At 64.1% G+C, this 14,041-nt stretch carries 12 protein-coding genes and 1 tRNA gene; 6 read left to right on the top strand and 7 right to left on the bottom strand.

The window, feature by feature from the left end:
- Positions 1 to 11 precede the first annotated feature (11 nt).
- Entirely contained in the window at positions 12 to 278 is a 267-nt protein-coding gene (locus JZ792_RS17300) for a hypothetical protein (protein WP_216911499.1), read from the bottom strand.
- A gap of 251 nt (positions 279 to 529) precedes the next feature.
- Between JZ792_RS17300 and JZ792_RS17295 the strand changes: the two genes are divergently transcribed.
- Positions 530 to 847, top strand: a complete 318-nt coding sequence (locus tag JZ792_RS17295) for an ANTAR domain-containing protein (RefSeq protein WP_216911498.1) — start codon at positions 530 to 532, stop codon at positions 845 to 847.
- Here JZ792_RS17295 and JZ792_RS17290 read toward each other — a convergent pair.
- From JZ792_RS17290 to JZ792_RS17280, 3 genes are all read right to left on the bottom strand, one after another.
- Positions 841 to 1,119 carry a helix-turn-helix domain-containing protein gene (locus JZ792_RS17290; RefSeq protein ID WP_216911531.1) on the bottom strand — a complete coding sequence of 93 codons (279 nt, stop codon included), beginning with the start codon at positions 1,117 to 1,119 and terminating at the stop codon, positions 841 to 843. The two genes, JZ792_RS17295 and JZ792_RS17290, sit on opposite strands and share 7 nt — an antisense overlap.
- Positions 1,120 to 1,905: 786 nt before the next feature.
- The gene (locus JZ792_RS17285) at positions 1,906 to 2,472 is read right to left on the bottom strand and encodes a hypothetical protein (protein ID WP_216911497.1); all 567 of its coding nucleotides are present in this window, start codon (positions 2,470 to 2,472) and stop codon (positions 1,906 to 1,908) included.
- A gap of 12 nt (positions 2,473 to 2,484) precedes the next feature.
- Complete coding sequence (locus tag JZ792_RS17280; protein WP_216911496.1) at positions 2,485 to 3,486, bottom strand: papain-like cysteine protease family protein; 1,002 nt, start codon at positions 3,484 to 3,486, stop codon at positions 2,485 to 2,487.
- Between the two features lie 918 nt (positions 3,487 to 4,404).
- Between JZ792_RS17280 and JZ792_RS17275 the strand changes: the two genes are divergently transcribed.
- From JZ792_RS17275 to JZ792_RS17265, 3 genes are read left to right on the top strand one after another with little or no spacing between them, the layout of a single operon-like run.
- Positions 4,405 to 4,734: an ArsR/SmtB family transcription factor gene (locus JZ792_RS17275; RefSeq protein WP_216911495.1), complete on the top strand. Its 330-nt coding sequence runs from the start codon at positions 4,405 to 4,407 to the stop codon at positions 4,732 to 4,734.
- Positions 4,731 to 5,462, top strand: coding sequence for a cation efflux transmembrane domain-containing protein (locus tag JZ792_RS17270; protein ID WP_438804340.1), 732 nt, complete (start codon positions 4,731 to 4,733; stop codon positions 5,460 to 5,462). The genes JZ792_RS17275 and JZ792_RS17270 overlap by 4 nt, the downstream gene beginning before the upstream one ends.
- On the top strand, positions 5,463 to 5,678 hold the full coding sequence (locus JZ792_RS17265) for a DUF3703 domain-containing protein (protein ID WP_216911493.1): 216 nt from the start codon (positions 5,463 to 5,465) through the stop codon (positions 5,676 to 5,678).
- Positions 5,679 to 6,050: 372 nt separating this feature from the next.
- On the opposite strand, the gene JZ792_RS17260 is transcribed toward JZ792_RS17265, so the two are convergent.
- Positions 6,051 to 6,254: a cold-shock protein gene (locus JZ792_RS17260; protein ID WP_216911492.1), complete on the bottom strand. Its 204-nt coding sequence runs from the start codon at positions 6,252 to 6,254 to the stop codon at positions 6,051 to 6,053.
- A 4,012-nt stretch (positions 6,255 to 10,266) separates the two neighbouring features.
- Positions 10,267 to 10,638 carry a hypothetical protein gene (locus JZ792_RS17255; RefSeq protein ID WP_216911491.1) on the bottom strand — a complete coding sequence of 124 codons (372 nt, stop codon included), beginning with the start codon at positions 10,636 to 10,638 and terminating at the stop codon, positions 10,267 to 10,269.
- 1,244 nt (positions 10,639 to 11,882) lie between these two features.
- Between JZ792_RS17255 and JZ792_RS17250 the strand changes: the two genes are divergently transcribed.
- Positions 11,883 to 11,955: transfer RNA gene (locus JZ792_RS17250), tRNA-Ala, on the top strand.
- A 78-nt stretch (positions 11,956 to 12,033) separates the two neighbouring features.
- Here JZ792_RS17250 and JZ792_RS17245 read toward each other — a convergent pair.
- Positions 12,034 to 12,744 (bottom strand): YoaK family protein, encoded by a 711-nt coding sequence (locus tag JZ792_RS17245; protein ID WP_216911490.1) that lies wholly within the window; start codon positions 12,742 to 12,744, stop codon positions 12,034 to 12,036.
- Between the two features lie 168 nt (positions 12,745 to 12,912).
- Here JZ792_RS17245 and JZ792_RS17240 point away from each other — a divergent pair, with 168 nt between their 5' ends.
- Positions 12,913 to 13,845 (top strand): acyl-CoA dehydrogenase family protein, encoded by a 933-nt coding sequence (locus JZ792_RS17240; RefSeq protein WP_216911489.1) that lies wholly within the window; start codon positions 12,913 to 12,915, stop codon positions 13,843 to 13,845.
- Positions 13,846 to 14,041 lie beyond the last annotated feature (196 nt).

Genomic DNA, 14,041 nt, shown 5'->3' with positions numbered 1-14,041 from the left:
AGGTATGTGGCTCATGATGCCGGGTTCGGGATCGATCGTGAGCGGTGGGCATGCTCGCCGATCTTCCTCGCTCTCGGCGGGGGTAGTGCCGCGGCGCACCGCGGTCCCGGTGAGATCGGGGGCGAAGAAATCTTATGGGCGGTACTCGTGGCCTGTCCCAGTCCGCGGCTGCGCAACTCGCTGCCGATCTCTTCGGCGTGGGCGTTGAGCACGGCGGTGAGGTCGGTGAGTCCGATGGTCTCGGTGCGGTGCTGGATCATCGACTCCGGTGTCCACACTTGCAGGCTGTAGTGGATGCGGGCGGTGTCGATCTTGACTCGCAGGGCGAGTTCGCCGAGCGCGGCCGCGATCTGTACCCCGGTCCCGCGACCGCGGGTGCGTCACCAGCAGGTTCGACCGGATGTGGGCGGGCCCGGGATGTCGGCAATCGCCCTACCGGAAGCACTCCCGACAGGAATGCCCTTTGTTGATCTTCCCCGGGCCTGGTCGGATCGGGTTCGAGTCCGACGACGGTGGGTAGGTGCGGGGGATGGACGACACGACACCGCCCGCGGGTATCCCGGCCGATCCCGCCGTGGTCGCCGCCGCGCGAGAGACCATCGAGCAGGCCAAAGGCGCGGTGATGCTCGTCTACAGCGTCGACGCCGATCACGCCTTCGCGATCCTGCGCGAAACGTCACAAGCCCTCAACATCAAACTGCGCGTCATCGCGGCCGCGGTCGTGGCCGAACTGCCCGAGATCGGCGGCCCGGAAGACCTCGGCGCGCTACGCGAGGACATGGATCGGGTGCTGTTCGGCACCGACGCACACACCCCCGCGCCTGAATCAGGGATGCAGGGTCAATGATCCGGATGGGCGCCGGTCGGATTCTGTCGGGTCAGTTCGGCGTTGAGTTCCACGGCCACAGCGAGTTGGTCTTCCAACTCGATGATCCGGCACGCCGCTTCCAGTGATGTGCCCTGGTCGAGGAGTTCGCGGGCGCGGGCGGCCAGACGAAGTTGGTAGCGGGAGTAGCGGCGGTGCCCGCCCTCGGAACGTTGCGGGGCCAATAGTTCGGCGGCGCCGAGGCTGCGCAGGAACGCCGCGGTGACACCGAGGATCTCTGCGGCCCTGCCCATGCTGTAGGCGGGATAGTGCTCGTCATCGAGCCGATCAGCAGCCGTCGCGCCGCTGTCGGGTTTCGGGTTCGCTGGGTCCACAACACCTCTCGGGGTTTCAACGCCGACGGGCCCCGGCGCACTGTGCGCCGGGGCCCATGAACTTACGAAGGGGGATTCAGGTTTTGCTCTGTTCGCCGACCGGTCGGGTCGGCGTCGAACAAGGTGCCCGATCCTCGGGCACGGAAGAGTCGAGTAACTGGTGCAGTAGCCACCTCCCTGATCGAACCAACCTGCGTCTACGGGGTATTTCCTCATCCCCTCCGGCGGTCCGGCCGAGTGCACCGGATTCTCTTCTCCGCCGGAGGGGACGGTCGAACTCTTGGGTCTTCCGGGCAGTTCACCTGCCCGGCCATTCGGCCCTTGTCCTCTGCAACGACAGTGACATTAACCCCCTCCCGGCACAATGTCTACCCTTGCCGCTACAGATTTTTTTCGGCTACAGTTCGCGTTTATCTTCGAGAGTGCGCGGGTAGTCCGCCTGATCCATGCGATGGGAGACGGGCCGATGCGGGGTGCAAAGTGACAGAGCCTGCGGGGATGAGGGGCGAACGCTCGGAGAGGTCCGCTTCCACGACGCCGCACGCCTGTCAGGCCGCAAACCACACGAGTGGCTGGTCATCGCAGGTTGCGCGATGACCAACCACTCATGGAGTACGCTGCGTGTCGCCGATTGTCAGCGCGGCATTTCGGGTTCGGATTCCAGGATGGTCGGCTGTCGAGGCGAACCGAGTCCCCGATCGGTGTCTACGGCGGGGGACTCGTCGCTCGGGCCAGTTGAGCGAGCTCGGCGAGGAACTGCGCGGCGAGGATCGGTTTGCCTTCTTTACCGATCGGTGAGGGCTCCAGAGGCGCGAGGATGTCGGTGATCGGGGAGTGCAGCCACAGTGCCATCACGTAGAGGGCGGGGATGCGCAGCAGGCGCAGATCGAAGCCGGCGGCCGCGAGTTGGGGGAGTTTCCGAACGACTTTCAGGGCTTTGTCGGTGGCCAGGACGAACGGTCCTTCGGTGAACCGCGCCATTTCCTGGGTGCCGTCGGGGGCCAGGGTGGTTTCGGCGCTGGCGATGATCTGTGTGCCGTCCACGACGAGGTAGCGCCAGCCCACCGGACGCGCGGCTTCGAGACCGGAACCGGTGGTGATGTCGTCCAGACCGAGGGTGAAGATCTGGTGGGGGGTGGACAGGTCGAGTTGGTCCTTGGCGGCTCCGCGCAGCGCCTTGGTCGAGAATTTGGCGCCGTCGGCGAAGGCGCGGAGTTTGCCTTTGACCTTGTCGGGGACCTCGGAGGGCGGGTCGGGCAGATGGAGCGGCATGAGCGGTTCTCCTCAGGGCTTGGTCTTGTAGCTGACGGTCCAGGTTCCGCTGCCCTGGTATCGGTTGCGGAAGACGTCGTAGGTGACATCGGAGTCGCCCTCCCACGGATCGGCGACGCTGACGTAGTCGACACCGTTGATCACCGAACGTCCGCGCACAGCGACGATGTGGCCGCCACCGCCCTGCCAGGCGATGTTCACGATGACCGGTGCGGATCTGGTCAACTCGGCGCCGAGTTGGACGTTGGTCAAGGCGTTGTTCGAGCGCGCGTTGAGCCGCCCGATCCGGGTGAGCGCGGTATCGGGCCAACGGCCCTGGTTACAGGGCGATACCGCGCCCGCCCCGACAGCGCAGTCGTTGCGGCCCAACTCCGCGTTGGCCAGTTTGCCCTGGGTCCAGGTCGATGCCGGGTCGTAGAAGGCCGCGGTGCTGACCGTGGCCGCGTTCCAGCACCACATGGTTTGCTCCTGGTGCTGCATACGGAAATCCAGTCGCTGGTCGTCCATGGCGAGGACGAACTTTTCGTGGATGCCGCCCTCGGCGCCGAACTGGGCGTTGACCGTGCCGCCGGCACCGCTCGTGGCGGTCACCCCGCTACCGATCAAGCGCAGGTAGACCTTCGGGAACGCCGCGGACTCGAGAGAGACCGATCCGTCCGTCTGTGGCCTGGTGTGGAACTTCTCCCAGGGGCCGGGGCCGGCGGCGCCGTATTGGGCGTTGACCGTACCGCCGCCGAATTCGGTCTGGGTGCTCACCTCACGGCCGTCCATGCGCAGGTAGACCTTCGGGAAAGCCACCGACTCGAAGGCGAAGGAGCCATCGGTTTGGGGTCGGACCCGGAACCTCTCGTAGAGCCCGGCCCCGTACTGGGCGTTGACCGTACCGCCGCCGTAGTCGGCCGGAGCGGTCACCCCGTTGGCGTCCATCCGCAGATACACATTCGAGAACGCCGTCGACCGGATGGTGACCGGTGTATCCCCCAGAACTGCGAGGTCGGCTACCGACAATGCCATGATGAGCCTTCTTCCATGCAGGTGTATTCCCGGCGAAATACAATTCGCTGCAGTATGTTTCGGTCGATGCCGGAAGGTGTGGATCGGTCCGGTCCATACGGCCCACGTGCGCGTACGGCCGTGGACTCTGGACCGGATATCGAATTTGACGTCGAGTACGTCGTGCGTTCGGCGGCTCGTGGATGGAGTGGTCGCCGCGAGGGGCGCGACCAGGTGGGGGTGGGGTTGATGGCCTGGGCGGACGCCTGGCCTCGGTGATGTCGTCGAACTACTTCTGGTCGAAACCGGCCCGGGGCCGCGACCGCCACGGAGTGAGGAAGTCCGGAACCGGCGACATCCGTTTTCTTTTCTATCGAAAACAAGCACGCGAGAATTGCGCAGCGAATAGCGATGGTCTATGTTTTCGTGAACCACCGGAAAAAGAAGAAGCCGCCCCTGTTCGCTGAATTTTCCTGCGCAGCAACGACATTAGCCGCAACCACGTGGGTTTTCTCGAGTATCGAGCTTCCGGATAGAAGAGAGACATTAATACACACGCGCTCTTCACATCGGAGGAAATTTTCCGAATACGAACCGGTCGCATTGCTTGTAATCGACAGATAACCAGACTGTCGGCAACTCGGAGCGAGGCCCGTGTTCAGGACAGTCCATACCCCACGCGGGCACCCCGCGCAGCGCGGAGAGTCGCGTCCCGCCGGGGTTCGGGGGCACCGCGGTCCGCGCCCGACGACATCGGTAGATCCCGGCGTTCGCAGGTAGACCGCGAGATAGCGCGTCCGCCCCAGCGCCGGTTCGAGAATTCGGCCGACCACCCACAGCGCGAACATGTTCATCGCCAGGTCGCGATAAGCGGGGATCGCACTGAATCGACATCGATTCATTATTTCATGAATACAGATTCTGATGTATCGTCATGGAATGGAGACCGTGCTGCACACCGACGCCCTCGCCCGTTTCGGGCACGCTTTGTCGGACCCGACCCGCACCCGAATCCTGTTGAGCCTGCGCCGGTCCCCGGGATACCCCTCGGATCTGGCCGACCAGATCGGGGTGACCCGCCAGATCCTGTCCAACCATCTCGCGTGCCTGCGCGGGTGCGGTCTGGTGGTGGCCGTTCCGGAGGGACGGCGTAGCCGCTACGAACTGGCTGATCCTCGTATCGGCGCCGCGCTGGAGGATCTGCTCGGGCTGGTTCTGGCGGTGGATCCGGCGTGCTGCCCGGCCGCCGATGCTGAGGGCTGCTGCTGATGGCTTCGCTCGGTATGCCGTCGCTGTCCTCGTCGATACCGCTCGGGCCGGGCCCGGACCGCAAAGCGGTGCTCGCGCGGCGCATTCGGTGGTTCGTGGCGGCGACCATCACCTACAACCTCATCGAAGCCGCCATCGCCCTGGGCGAGGGGGCGAGGGTGTCCTCGACCGCGTTGATCGGGTTCGGGCTGGACTCGCTGATCGAGATGTCCTCCGCGGCGGCGGTGGCCTGGCAGTTCGCCGGCCGCGATCCCCAGTCGCGGGAGAAGGTCGCGTTGCGGATCATCGCGTTCTCGTTCTTCGCCCTCGCCGCCTACGTCACCGTCCACTCGATCCGCGCCCTGCTCGGCGTCGAACAAGCCCGGCACTCGACGATCGGGATCACCCTGGCCGCGGTGAGTCTGGTCGTGATGCCGGTCCTGTCGGCTGCCCAGCGCCGCGCCGGGCGCGAACTCGGTTCGGCCTCGGCGGTCGCCGATTCCGAACAAACCCTGCTGTGTACCTACCTCTCGGCGGTGCTGCTGGTTGGACTGCTGCTCAACAGTCTGTTCGGCTGGTCGTGGGCCGACCTGATCGCCGCGCTGGTCATCGCCGTGATCGCGGTCCGCGAAGGACTCGACGCCTGGCGCGGAGACACCTGCTGCCCCACCCTGACCGCCGCGCTTGCCACCGGGGGCAGCGGGGCGGTCGGTGTTTGCTGCGAACACCCCACCGAAACGGAGCGCTGAATGTCGCGCCTGCCGGATCCCGCCCGCGCGGCCTATCACCGGGAGATGGCCGCGGCGAAGACCGCGCTCGCCGCTGCGGACCGATGGACCCACCTCGAACGCGCTCACATCCTGTCCCGGCCCGACCCGTGGCTCACACCCGCAACGACACCGCCATGCGCCACTGCCCAGCAGATTCCAGTGGGCGAAAAGCGTAGTCGTGGTGTGGGTCGGTAGTGGGTAGATCGATGCCCGGGTGCGTCACCGTGATAGGCGCTCTCGGGTGAGTGGGTCGCTACCGCGAATCAGGGCGCGGTAGACATCTCACCCCCATCACCCGTTACTCGGAACCGGTCGCTGCGGGGCCATCAACGAAAGCGCGCCGAGATGAACGACATCGACAACTCGAAGACCAGCCGTGACGAGCGGCGACACTACTTGCCTACCGCGAGCGCAACTCGGCACCGTGGCGTCGACCAGGCGTGTCGGGTGGGTCCTCACTCACTGAGCTGAGGTTGGGTATCCGTCTGCCGGAAGCCGCCGATGAGAACGGCGGGCAGTCCCGTGGACGCCGATGCTGCGCGTCGCTGATGATTCGTGGCCGGACGGTCAGAGGACGCGGACGTCTTGAGCCTGCGGGCCTTTCTGGCCTTGGCCGACCTCGAACTCCACCCGTTGCCCCTCTTCGAGGTTCTTGAAGCCCGAGCCGCTGACAGACGAGTAGTGCACGAAGACGTCGGGGCCTCCGCCGTCTTGAGCGATGAAGCCGAAGCCCTTCTCGCTGTTGAACCATTTCACGATGCCTTGAGCCATTTCATACTTTCCTGTCGATGAGCCGGATTCGTGCAAACCGATCGCTCTGGTCTCGTAGCTGAAACGATGCCATACGCCGGAAAGTTCCGGGGCGGACCCTGATCTGCGTGCCTGTTGGCTCCTCACCAGAATCCGGTATGGACCGTTCATGTGCATGAGATCAGTGGTCGCACCGGCTGGGACCCGGCCGGTGTATCGGACCGGCGACCACCTCGAAATCACATCCTACCCAGAATATTCGCGTCTGGAAGACCCAGGTGGCTGCCATACCCGTCATAGCCGCGCTTCGACAGAGCTCCTCACGAATGTCGTTGTACTGGTTGTGGTTACGAAGCATCCGCAGCCACGGCGGGCGCAGAGAGTTCGAGTGACGACCTTGCGGGTGCAGCGGTGCGAGCGCCCAAGGTGATGAGGAAGTCCGATCTCCTCTGAAGGCAGGTCTGTCGCCACCCGACACGAAGTCCCGTTGCGCCGAATCGAGTTCGGTGGTCGGTGGGTCTTGCACGTGACTGGTGTGGTTGCGGAGCGGATGCGCTCGGACCGAGTTTCCACACACCTGTTTTCAAGAGAGATCTCTCATGAGAGAAAAAATAGTAGTAATAGGCCCTGTGGAATCTGTGGACTCGGCGCGTCTGCGCAGGTCCGGTGGTGTGGCGGGATGGGGATGGCCGTGGGGTTACTCGAGGATGAATCGGGGGTGTCTGTGGAAGGTCCGAAGTTGTCCCTCGCTCATCCTCGAGGAATCCTCGAGTTGTTCCACCGGATCGCCCTGGTTGTGCACACTGTGCACCAACTCGAGGATTCCTCGAGGAATCCCCAGGGACTCCTCGAGGAATCCACAAGCACAACTTCCGAGATCGCCAGGTCAGAGCCTGTGTGCGAAAACAGCTGTGGATACTGTGCAATCGGGCCTGTGACCACCTGTGCATAACCAGCGAACCCGCCTGGGGACGAATCGGTGTACAACCAGTGGATTCCTCGAGGACAACATCATTCGGCAACGCCTGAACTGCTGATCAGAGCGGGTGCCGCCTGTTAGCAAACCCGGCTACGGGATTGTTCGACGTCGGCTGTGCACAACTCGTCGATAGTCGGGTCCGGTGGACTGCTTGGACCAAGCTGCTCGACTTCGTTGCCTATCAACGAGATTCGAAGCGGCCGTGATCGACGCGGGTCATGGCGTCTGCACGTGGATCGGTCTGTCTCGGGCCGTGTTCGAGCCGCAGCGTTTGATTCGTTCGGCGCAATCAGAAGTCGCACCGGCGGTGTAGGTGAAGGGACTGTCGCGGTATCGACCCATCGGACAATCGAACCTATGTTTGAATCGCTGGAAGAGGGAACGAGATCGCCTGGTGGGGCGACGGCCACGGCAAGGACGCCGCACCTGATCACCCTAACGCGTTCCGGTGCACCGGAACGGTCATCGGATCTACCGCAGCCGCGACGAGACGCGGGTCGCAGCGGTAATCGCGGTCCTCCCACGGTTGCCCACCGTCCTGCACGGCTTTGCGAAAGCACTGTGACTGATTCGACCGTCGTAGCGGTAAGTCGCGCGCGGACTCGTGCACTGCTCTGGACCGCTGCACTGACTCCGGACGTCGTAGGCCGATCCATCAGCCGCTCGGGACTGTTCGGCGGGCTCCATCCTGCTGATGGCGCGGCCATCAGAGCGGGTCCGATCCCGCCGAAAACCTGTGATGTCCGTGACATCAGAGGGGTGCTGTCTTTTGTAGCGAAATGTAGTGACGTGTCGCGAAACGGCAGTGAAAATGCAAGTTCGGCTCGCTGACCAGGCAAAACAGTGGAGTGGATTGACGACATTCAAGTCCTCCTAGGCCCACTCCTATTTCCGGTCGATCACCATTTCGATGGTTCGGATCGACCTGCCGCGAGCATCCGCTCCGATTGCGGGATTGCCTTCCAGCCTGTGGAACCTTCCACTCCGGACGTGTCGCAGCGGCACCGTTGTCTTCACCCCCGCTCGTTGCGCCGCCGAGTGTATCCGTCGCCGGTATCTGGAAGCCCTCGTGACTACCTCGACGTAGAGTTGTCGGCATCGCTGGTGGACCGGGGCGTGCAAGAGCCTCTGGCACAGCCCGATGGCATCGGGTAAATCGCTGAGCGAGTGGGATAACCGAAGCGCCGATCGATCGGCGGCGCGAGGTCCGAGGGACCTGGGGAGACCCGAGGGCGTCGGTGCTCCCCAGGGATTCCTCGAGGATTCCTCGAGGAATCCACAAGGACAACTTCGAGGATCCGCCGGTCAGTGCCTGTGCATGAACCTGGCTGTGGATACTGTGGAATTCGGCCTGCGAGTTCCTGTGCACAACGAGTCGACCCTGTTCTGCGCTTCCGAGCTCGATTTATCCAACGCAGCCGCCGACCGGGTCGAGATGTAGATCGCTGGCCGGTGCGGTCACGGTCGACGCCCGGAGCGACGGCGAGACACCAATCCTTGTCCAAGGTCGCGTCGGCGACTGGAGCCCCGACCATCTCCTCGGCGAAGTACTTCGTACGGTGCACTTCGCCGAGGCTGATCTCCGCGCACCACGCGACCTGAAACCCGGGTACCTCGTGCAGTCGGTGACCTCGCAGACGTAGCTGACGCCTTTGTAGTCGGGATCCTGCTCCCGGCGAGCCCGTGAATTCGGGGCGGGAGGCGGCAAGCACGAGCACGAGTGCGGTGACGGTTCGCCGCAGCCACCGTCAACGCACTCGGGGCCGCCCGGGTTATTCAGCCCCTGCATTCTTGGGTCGCCGAACCGACAGCTCACGCGGAGACTCCGACGGGTCGCCGTGGAGTCGTGCATTCGGTGACTCGATCGGCGGCGAGCGTGCCTCTACGCGGTGAATGAAATCTGATCCGCGGCAGGAGTTTCGGGGGCACGGTTGTGCCGTATGTATGCCTTCCCCAACTCCGCACGACCGGTGGTCGGCGCTTCAAGTCATCCACGGCACTCTGCAACGGTGGGGCTGGACGGTGAACCACGAAGGTGATCCAACGATTCGGCGGCGGTGGGCTGTGCCCGCCTCGGAGGCAGCGCGCCGTAAACATCCGTCGGACGAGACCTCCGCCGGACACTCCGACTGTCTACTGCGGTCGCCGAGCCGAACGGGGCAGTCGACTTCCATCCGACGCGACCAATGCGACCAGCCCATCGAGATTGTCGCCAACGTCGATGAGCGCACTCGTGGAGATGCCAGGCAGGACTGCGGACCCGCGCCGGATTTTGTCGTCAACACGATGGTCTCGTTCGATCTGCGGGACTGCCCGCCCGCGAATCGACTCCGCGCTAGCGGGTTTCGCCGATCCAGACAGTATGTGTCGAGCGTTCGTGACGATTCGCCCGGGCAACCCTGACACCGAGCTGTGCAACTCCGTTGTGGATAGTTCGGGCGACTTCGCTCGCTCGAAGGGAGTTCGACCATGAGAGGGAGAGGGGTCTGTGGTCGTGATCGACGCGTTGTCGAGCCCGGAGTCATTATCGGTGCGTACTCGTATCGGCAGGTTACGAGTACCGCAACTATGTCCGCGCAGCCTATGTCGGAACGATCGGGTGAATTCGCCCGGGACGGAGACGATATTTCTGACCAGCAGCGATACCGATTATTTCGTCACGCGGACTCGGTGCCGAGATTAATTTACCGGTGAGTAGGAACTCCGCCACGATGGGTCTTGCCGCTCCGGGCTGTGCTTGCTTTCCCCGGCTGGTTTGTGGACCTCGCTGAACAGAGAAAGCAGCAATTCGTAATCCTCTGCCCGTCCAGGGGAGTCTCCTGGACGCAGGCAGAAAGTCGTCATTCGTTTGGTCTATCGGCCGAGCCGACGCATCGACCCGGTGTGAACCGAGTCGACAGGTCCCATGAACCGGTACCAAGTACGGAAGGCGGATACGGCAACGGGCGATCAACCCCGTCGCGATCCGCCTTCCGCGCACATCGATATTCCGTGTTCCCGGCAATCGGACGCGATTGGATTACCGGAGAACAGGGATCGTTGATCCCGAAGGGATCAGGGCAGGACCTGCGGAATGATATTCGGGGCGATCGCGCCGACGATCAGGCCGACCACGGCACCCTGGATGGCGGGGCCGAGGGCGCAGAGCGGAATGAGCAGAATGCCGACGAGGGAGACGGCACAGACGACGGCACCCAACGCGCCGCCGACGACCGCGCCCGCCGCGGCGCCGTTGGCCAGCGGATCATGGTTGGCCGCATTGGGATCCGTGGCGATATCCTGCAGATCCGAGGCCGCGACCGGCTGAACGACATCCGAAGCGGCGGCCTGCACGAAGACGGGAGCCGCCTCCGGAACCGCGTCCAGCTGTACGGTCGCCGCTGCCAGTGGCGCGGCGGCCGGGGCTTCGGCGGAAGCTGTTCCCACGCCGACGAAAGTTACCGCGACCGCCAGCGGCAAAGCGGCGACGAGTGCCTTACGACCAATTTTTCCGATAGTCCTACGCATGATTTTCCTAGCCTCCCGACCCCCGCGACACGCTGACTCTTCAAGCGTGCGCAATGTATCTGTGTTGCGAATTGCAACGATCAAGTTCTATCCGATCTCGGTCGGCGAATCAACTCCTGATTTCGGTCTCCACATTCGGCGGAGTCGTGTTCGACGAGACGGTGTTCGGGTTACCACGGGGGATTGCTCGACCGGTTTCCGGCTATCGTGGCGAAACGCACCACCGAGCCGGGTACCGACGAGGCTGTTGTAAGTTCTGAATTTTCCGCATACGCGCAGCTACCCGACCTTCTTGCGGCACGTCCATGGCATCGAAGACGTGCGTGAAACGGTTGGCGCGGAACATCCCGCAGCGGCTTCAACAGCTGCCATCTCCAACGAGATGGTCGGGTTCGTAAGAGCATTCCGAGGACGAACGCAAGTATGGGGAGAAGACCGAATCCGAATTGTGATCGATGGATGCCCCGCTCTGCGGGTTTCGGTGCTCGGATACCGCCGATCGCAACGGCCGACCAGGAAAGCCACCACGGTGGTTTCGCTGAAACCGGTGCCCGCTGCTGCCTTTCGCTGGGCGAAGGGGATTCCCCCGTGAATGGACTGCGTTCCACGTGCATGCTGTGAACAGATCCGCGGGTCGGGTACCCGCGAGTTGGAGAGCGCGCATCGGGTTACCTCACCTGGGAAGCCACTTGCGGCACGGCAGACGCCGCTCCACGACACCCGAATTTCGTCGACGCGTGCAGGAGGCGTTCGAGCCGAACGAGGAGATCGACTGTCGGCGGCTTTCCCGTAGCGGTGGCATACCGCCGCCTGGTCGGCGAGGGGCGCCCGTGGCACTGCCGACCACTCGACAGACTGGCCGCGTCCCACGAATCGGCGCGGGATCAGTCGAGGGCGCGGTGCGACGAGCTGGGAGAAGGCCGCTGACCTGCTGTGTTGACGGCTATAGCAGCAAAGCGTTAGTTTGTGTCGTGAAATGACGCGAATCTCGGATACTCGCGGGCCGGTTGCCGATCATCACAGTAGGGTGGGATTATGAAAATTCTTCTCACGATCGGTGTCGCGGTCCTGGTTCTCGTGGGAATCACCAAGCTGCGGAAGCGTGAAGACGCGGATCTGTGGCACGAGGTCACCACTCGCTGAACGACCCTTTCGGGGTACTCGGGGCCTTAGCTCAATTGGCAGAGCACTGCCTTTGCAAGGCAGGGGTTAGGGGTTCGATTCCCCTAGGCTCCACTTTCGACCAGCGCAACGCTGGTCTGCGATCACCGGATGTGACGCCGCACGTTGTCTACGTGCGGCGTTCCGGGTGGGTTATTCGTCGGTCAGCGGTCCGTGGATGTCCAGGTGTAGATAGGTGTACCCGGTCACGACGAGGCAGACGACGGTGGCGGTGATGAGCATTGCCCAGCCCGCGACCATGAGGCTGAGGAGACCGCCGGCGAAGGCGCCGAGGGCGAACGCGGCGTACAGCAGGAAGTAGTCGAGCCAGTCGGCGTAGGTGCCGCCGCTGATGTGGCGTTCGATGCCCTGACCCATTTTGACCAGGGTGCCGGTGACGTAGCTCAGGGGGATGGAGACTTCGCCGTTCTTGACGAACGAGGTGTTGAGCGCGCCGACGCCGAAGGCCACGAACAGGATCGGGACGAATTCGATCCGGGTCGACGAGGTGATCTCGTACATCACGATGTCGATGATCGAGGCCGCGGCCAGGCAGGTGGTGGTGAGCAGGGTGGGGCCGTGCGGATGTCCCGACCAGAAATGTCTACGGCACAGCGAGGAGACAACGACGCCGGACAGGAATGAGCCGAGCAGCAGGGCGGCGGCGACCGCGACGTCGGTCTCGTCGTGGAAGTAGCCGAGGACGGCCCGCTCGGTATTACCCGTCATGAACGTGACGAAATATCCGGCGGTGTGCATGAACGCGGCCGCGCCGATGAGTCCGGCGAGTGCGGCGAGGACCCATGACAGTCGAGCGTCACTGTCGTAGAGCGCTTTTCTGCGGACCTCGTCCGGCTGCTTCACAGTGCAGACTCCTTCCTGGACGGTTGACGTATCCAGTGAACCGTCTCGGCTCGAATATTCGCCGAGGGAACGCCGGGGGATGTCTCGGTATTTGCCACAGGTCGGAACGTGCACGGAGAGATCGCGCACGGCAGCTCTCGCGTCCGCGCGCACGGGTTACCGTGAACTGTGAAATCTGTTTTCGACCACGTGCTGACAGCGCCCATCGATGAGGCACCGCTGGGGAGCGCCGCGCAAGCCTGGTCGAGACATCTGATCCGCACGCGGGAATTCGACAGTTCGCTGGACGCGGCGATCGTCGGCGGATTCGGTGCGGACCGGCTCGGTTACGCCTTTCTCTCGGGCTACCAGGAGGCGATCCGCGCGCTGGTCCCCGGGCTCGCGGCCGCGGAGATGGTCGCGGTCTCCGCGACCGAGGCGGGCGGCGCGCATCCGTCCGCGATCGAAACGGTCCTGGTCGAAACCGCCGACGGGTGGAAGGTGCGTGGCACCAAGACCTTCACGACTCTCGCCGCACTGGCGCGACGACTGGTGGTGATCGCGGGTACCGGTGTGGACGCGAGTGGGCGTCGGAGCCTGCGCGCGGCGTTGGTGACCGTCGACCAGGCGGGCGTCACGGTCACCGATCGGCCGCCGCTCTCGTTCGCACCCGAGATCGGCCATGCCACTGTGACATTCGATGACGCCGCGGCCGAACCGCTGCCGGGGGACGGGTACGCGGATTTCCTCAAACCGTTCCGCACGATCGAGGACGCGCACGTGCTGGCCGCGGCGCTTGGCTGGTTTGTGCGGGTCGGACGGCTGGCGGGATGGGCGCGTTCGACCCAGCAGCGGTTACTGGCATCGCTGGCCGCGTTACGCGGACTCGAACTGTCCGACCCGACCGCACCCGGTCCGCATATCGCGCTGGGTGGTCTGTTCGAGGAGGTCGATCGGCTGTCGGTCGAACTGGAAGGGCAGTGGGCCCTGGTCGATCCGGTGGTCCGGGAGCGGTGGGAGCGGGACCGTCCGTTGCTGACGACGGCGGGGCGGGTCAGGGCGCAGCGGTTGGAGACGGCGTGGCGCTCGGTGCGCGATCGGCCCGAATATTCGCAGAAGTGACCTGCCCCGGAAATGGGGAGCGGGCCTCGGCGAAGGGGGGGAGTTAGCCGAGGCCCGCGTAAGGTCGGCCCGGGGGGGAGGGGCCGACGTGAACGATCCTACGCGATGATCCACGTTTGTGTGTGCGTGGCGATGACCACTCCGGAAGTTTTTCGGGCGCTGTTGTTCCGGTCTTTCCAGCGGGTATCGCCATAGG

Origin of the sequence: Nocardia noduli (assembly GCF_019038455.1) — a bacterium.
GTDB lineage: Bacteria > Actinomycetota > Actinomycetes > Mycobacteriales > Mycobacteriaceae > Nocardia > Nocardia noduli.
Note: the sequence above shows the minus strand (reverse complement) of the source record. Positions and strands in the feature narration are given on the sequence as shown.

Bases quoted from the DNA above. Each gene is read 5' to 3' on its own strand.
- JZ792_RS17295 (WP_216911498.1), top strand. From the start codon at position 530: ATGGACGACACGACACCGCCCGCGGGTATCCCGGCCGATCCCGCCGTG.
- JZ792_RS17290 (WP_216911531.1), bottom strand. From the start codon at position 1,119: ATGGGCAGGGCCGCAGAGATCCTCGGTGTCACCGCGGCGTTCCTGCGC.
- JZ792_RS17285 (WP_216911497.1), bottom strand. From the start codon at position 2,472: ATGCCGCTCCATCTGCCCGACCCGCCCTCCGAGGTCCCCGACAAGGTC.
- JZ792_RS17280 (WP_216911496.1), bottom strand. From the start codon at position 3,486: ATGGCATTGTCGGTAGCCGACCTCGCAGTTCTGGGGGATACACCGGTC.
- JZ792_RS17275 (WP_216911495.1), top strand. From the start codon at position 4,405: ATGGAGACCGTGCTGCACACCGACGCCCTCGCCCGTTTCGGGCACGCT.
- JZ792_RS17265 (WP_216911493.1), top strand. From the start codon at position 5,463: ATGTCGCGCCTGCCGGATCCCGCCCGCGCGGCCTATCACCGGGAGATG.
- JZ792_RS17260 (WP_216911492.1), bottom strand. From the start codon at position 6,254: ATGGCTCAAGGCATCGTGAAATGGTTCAACAGCGAGAAGGGCTTCGGC.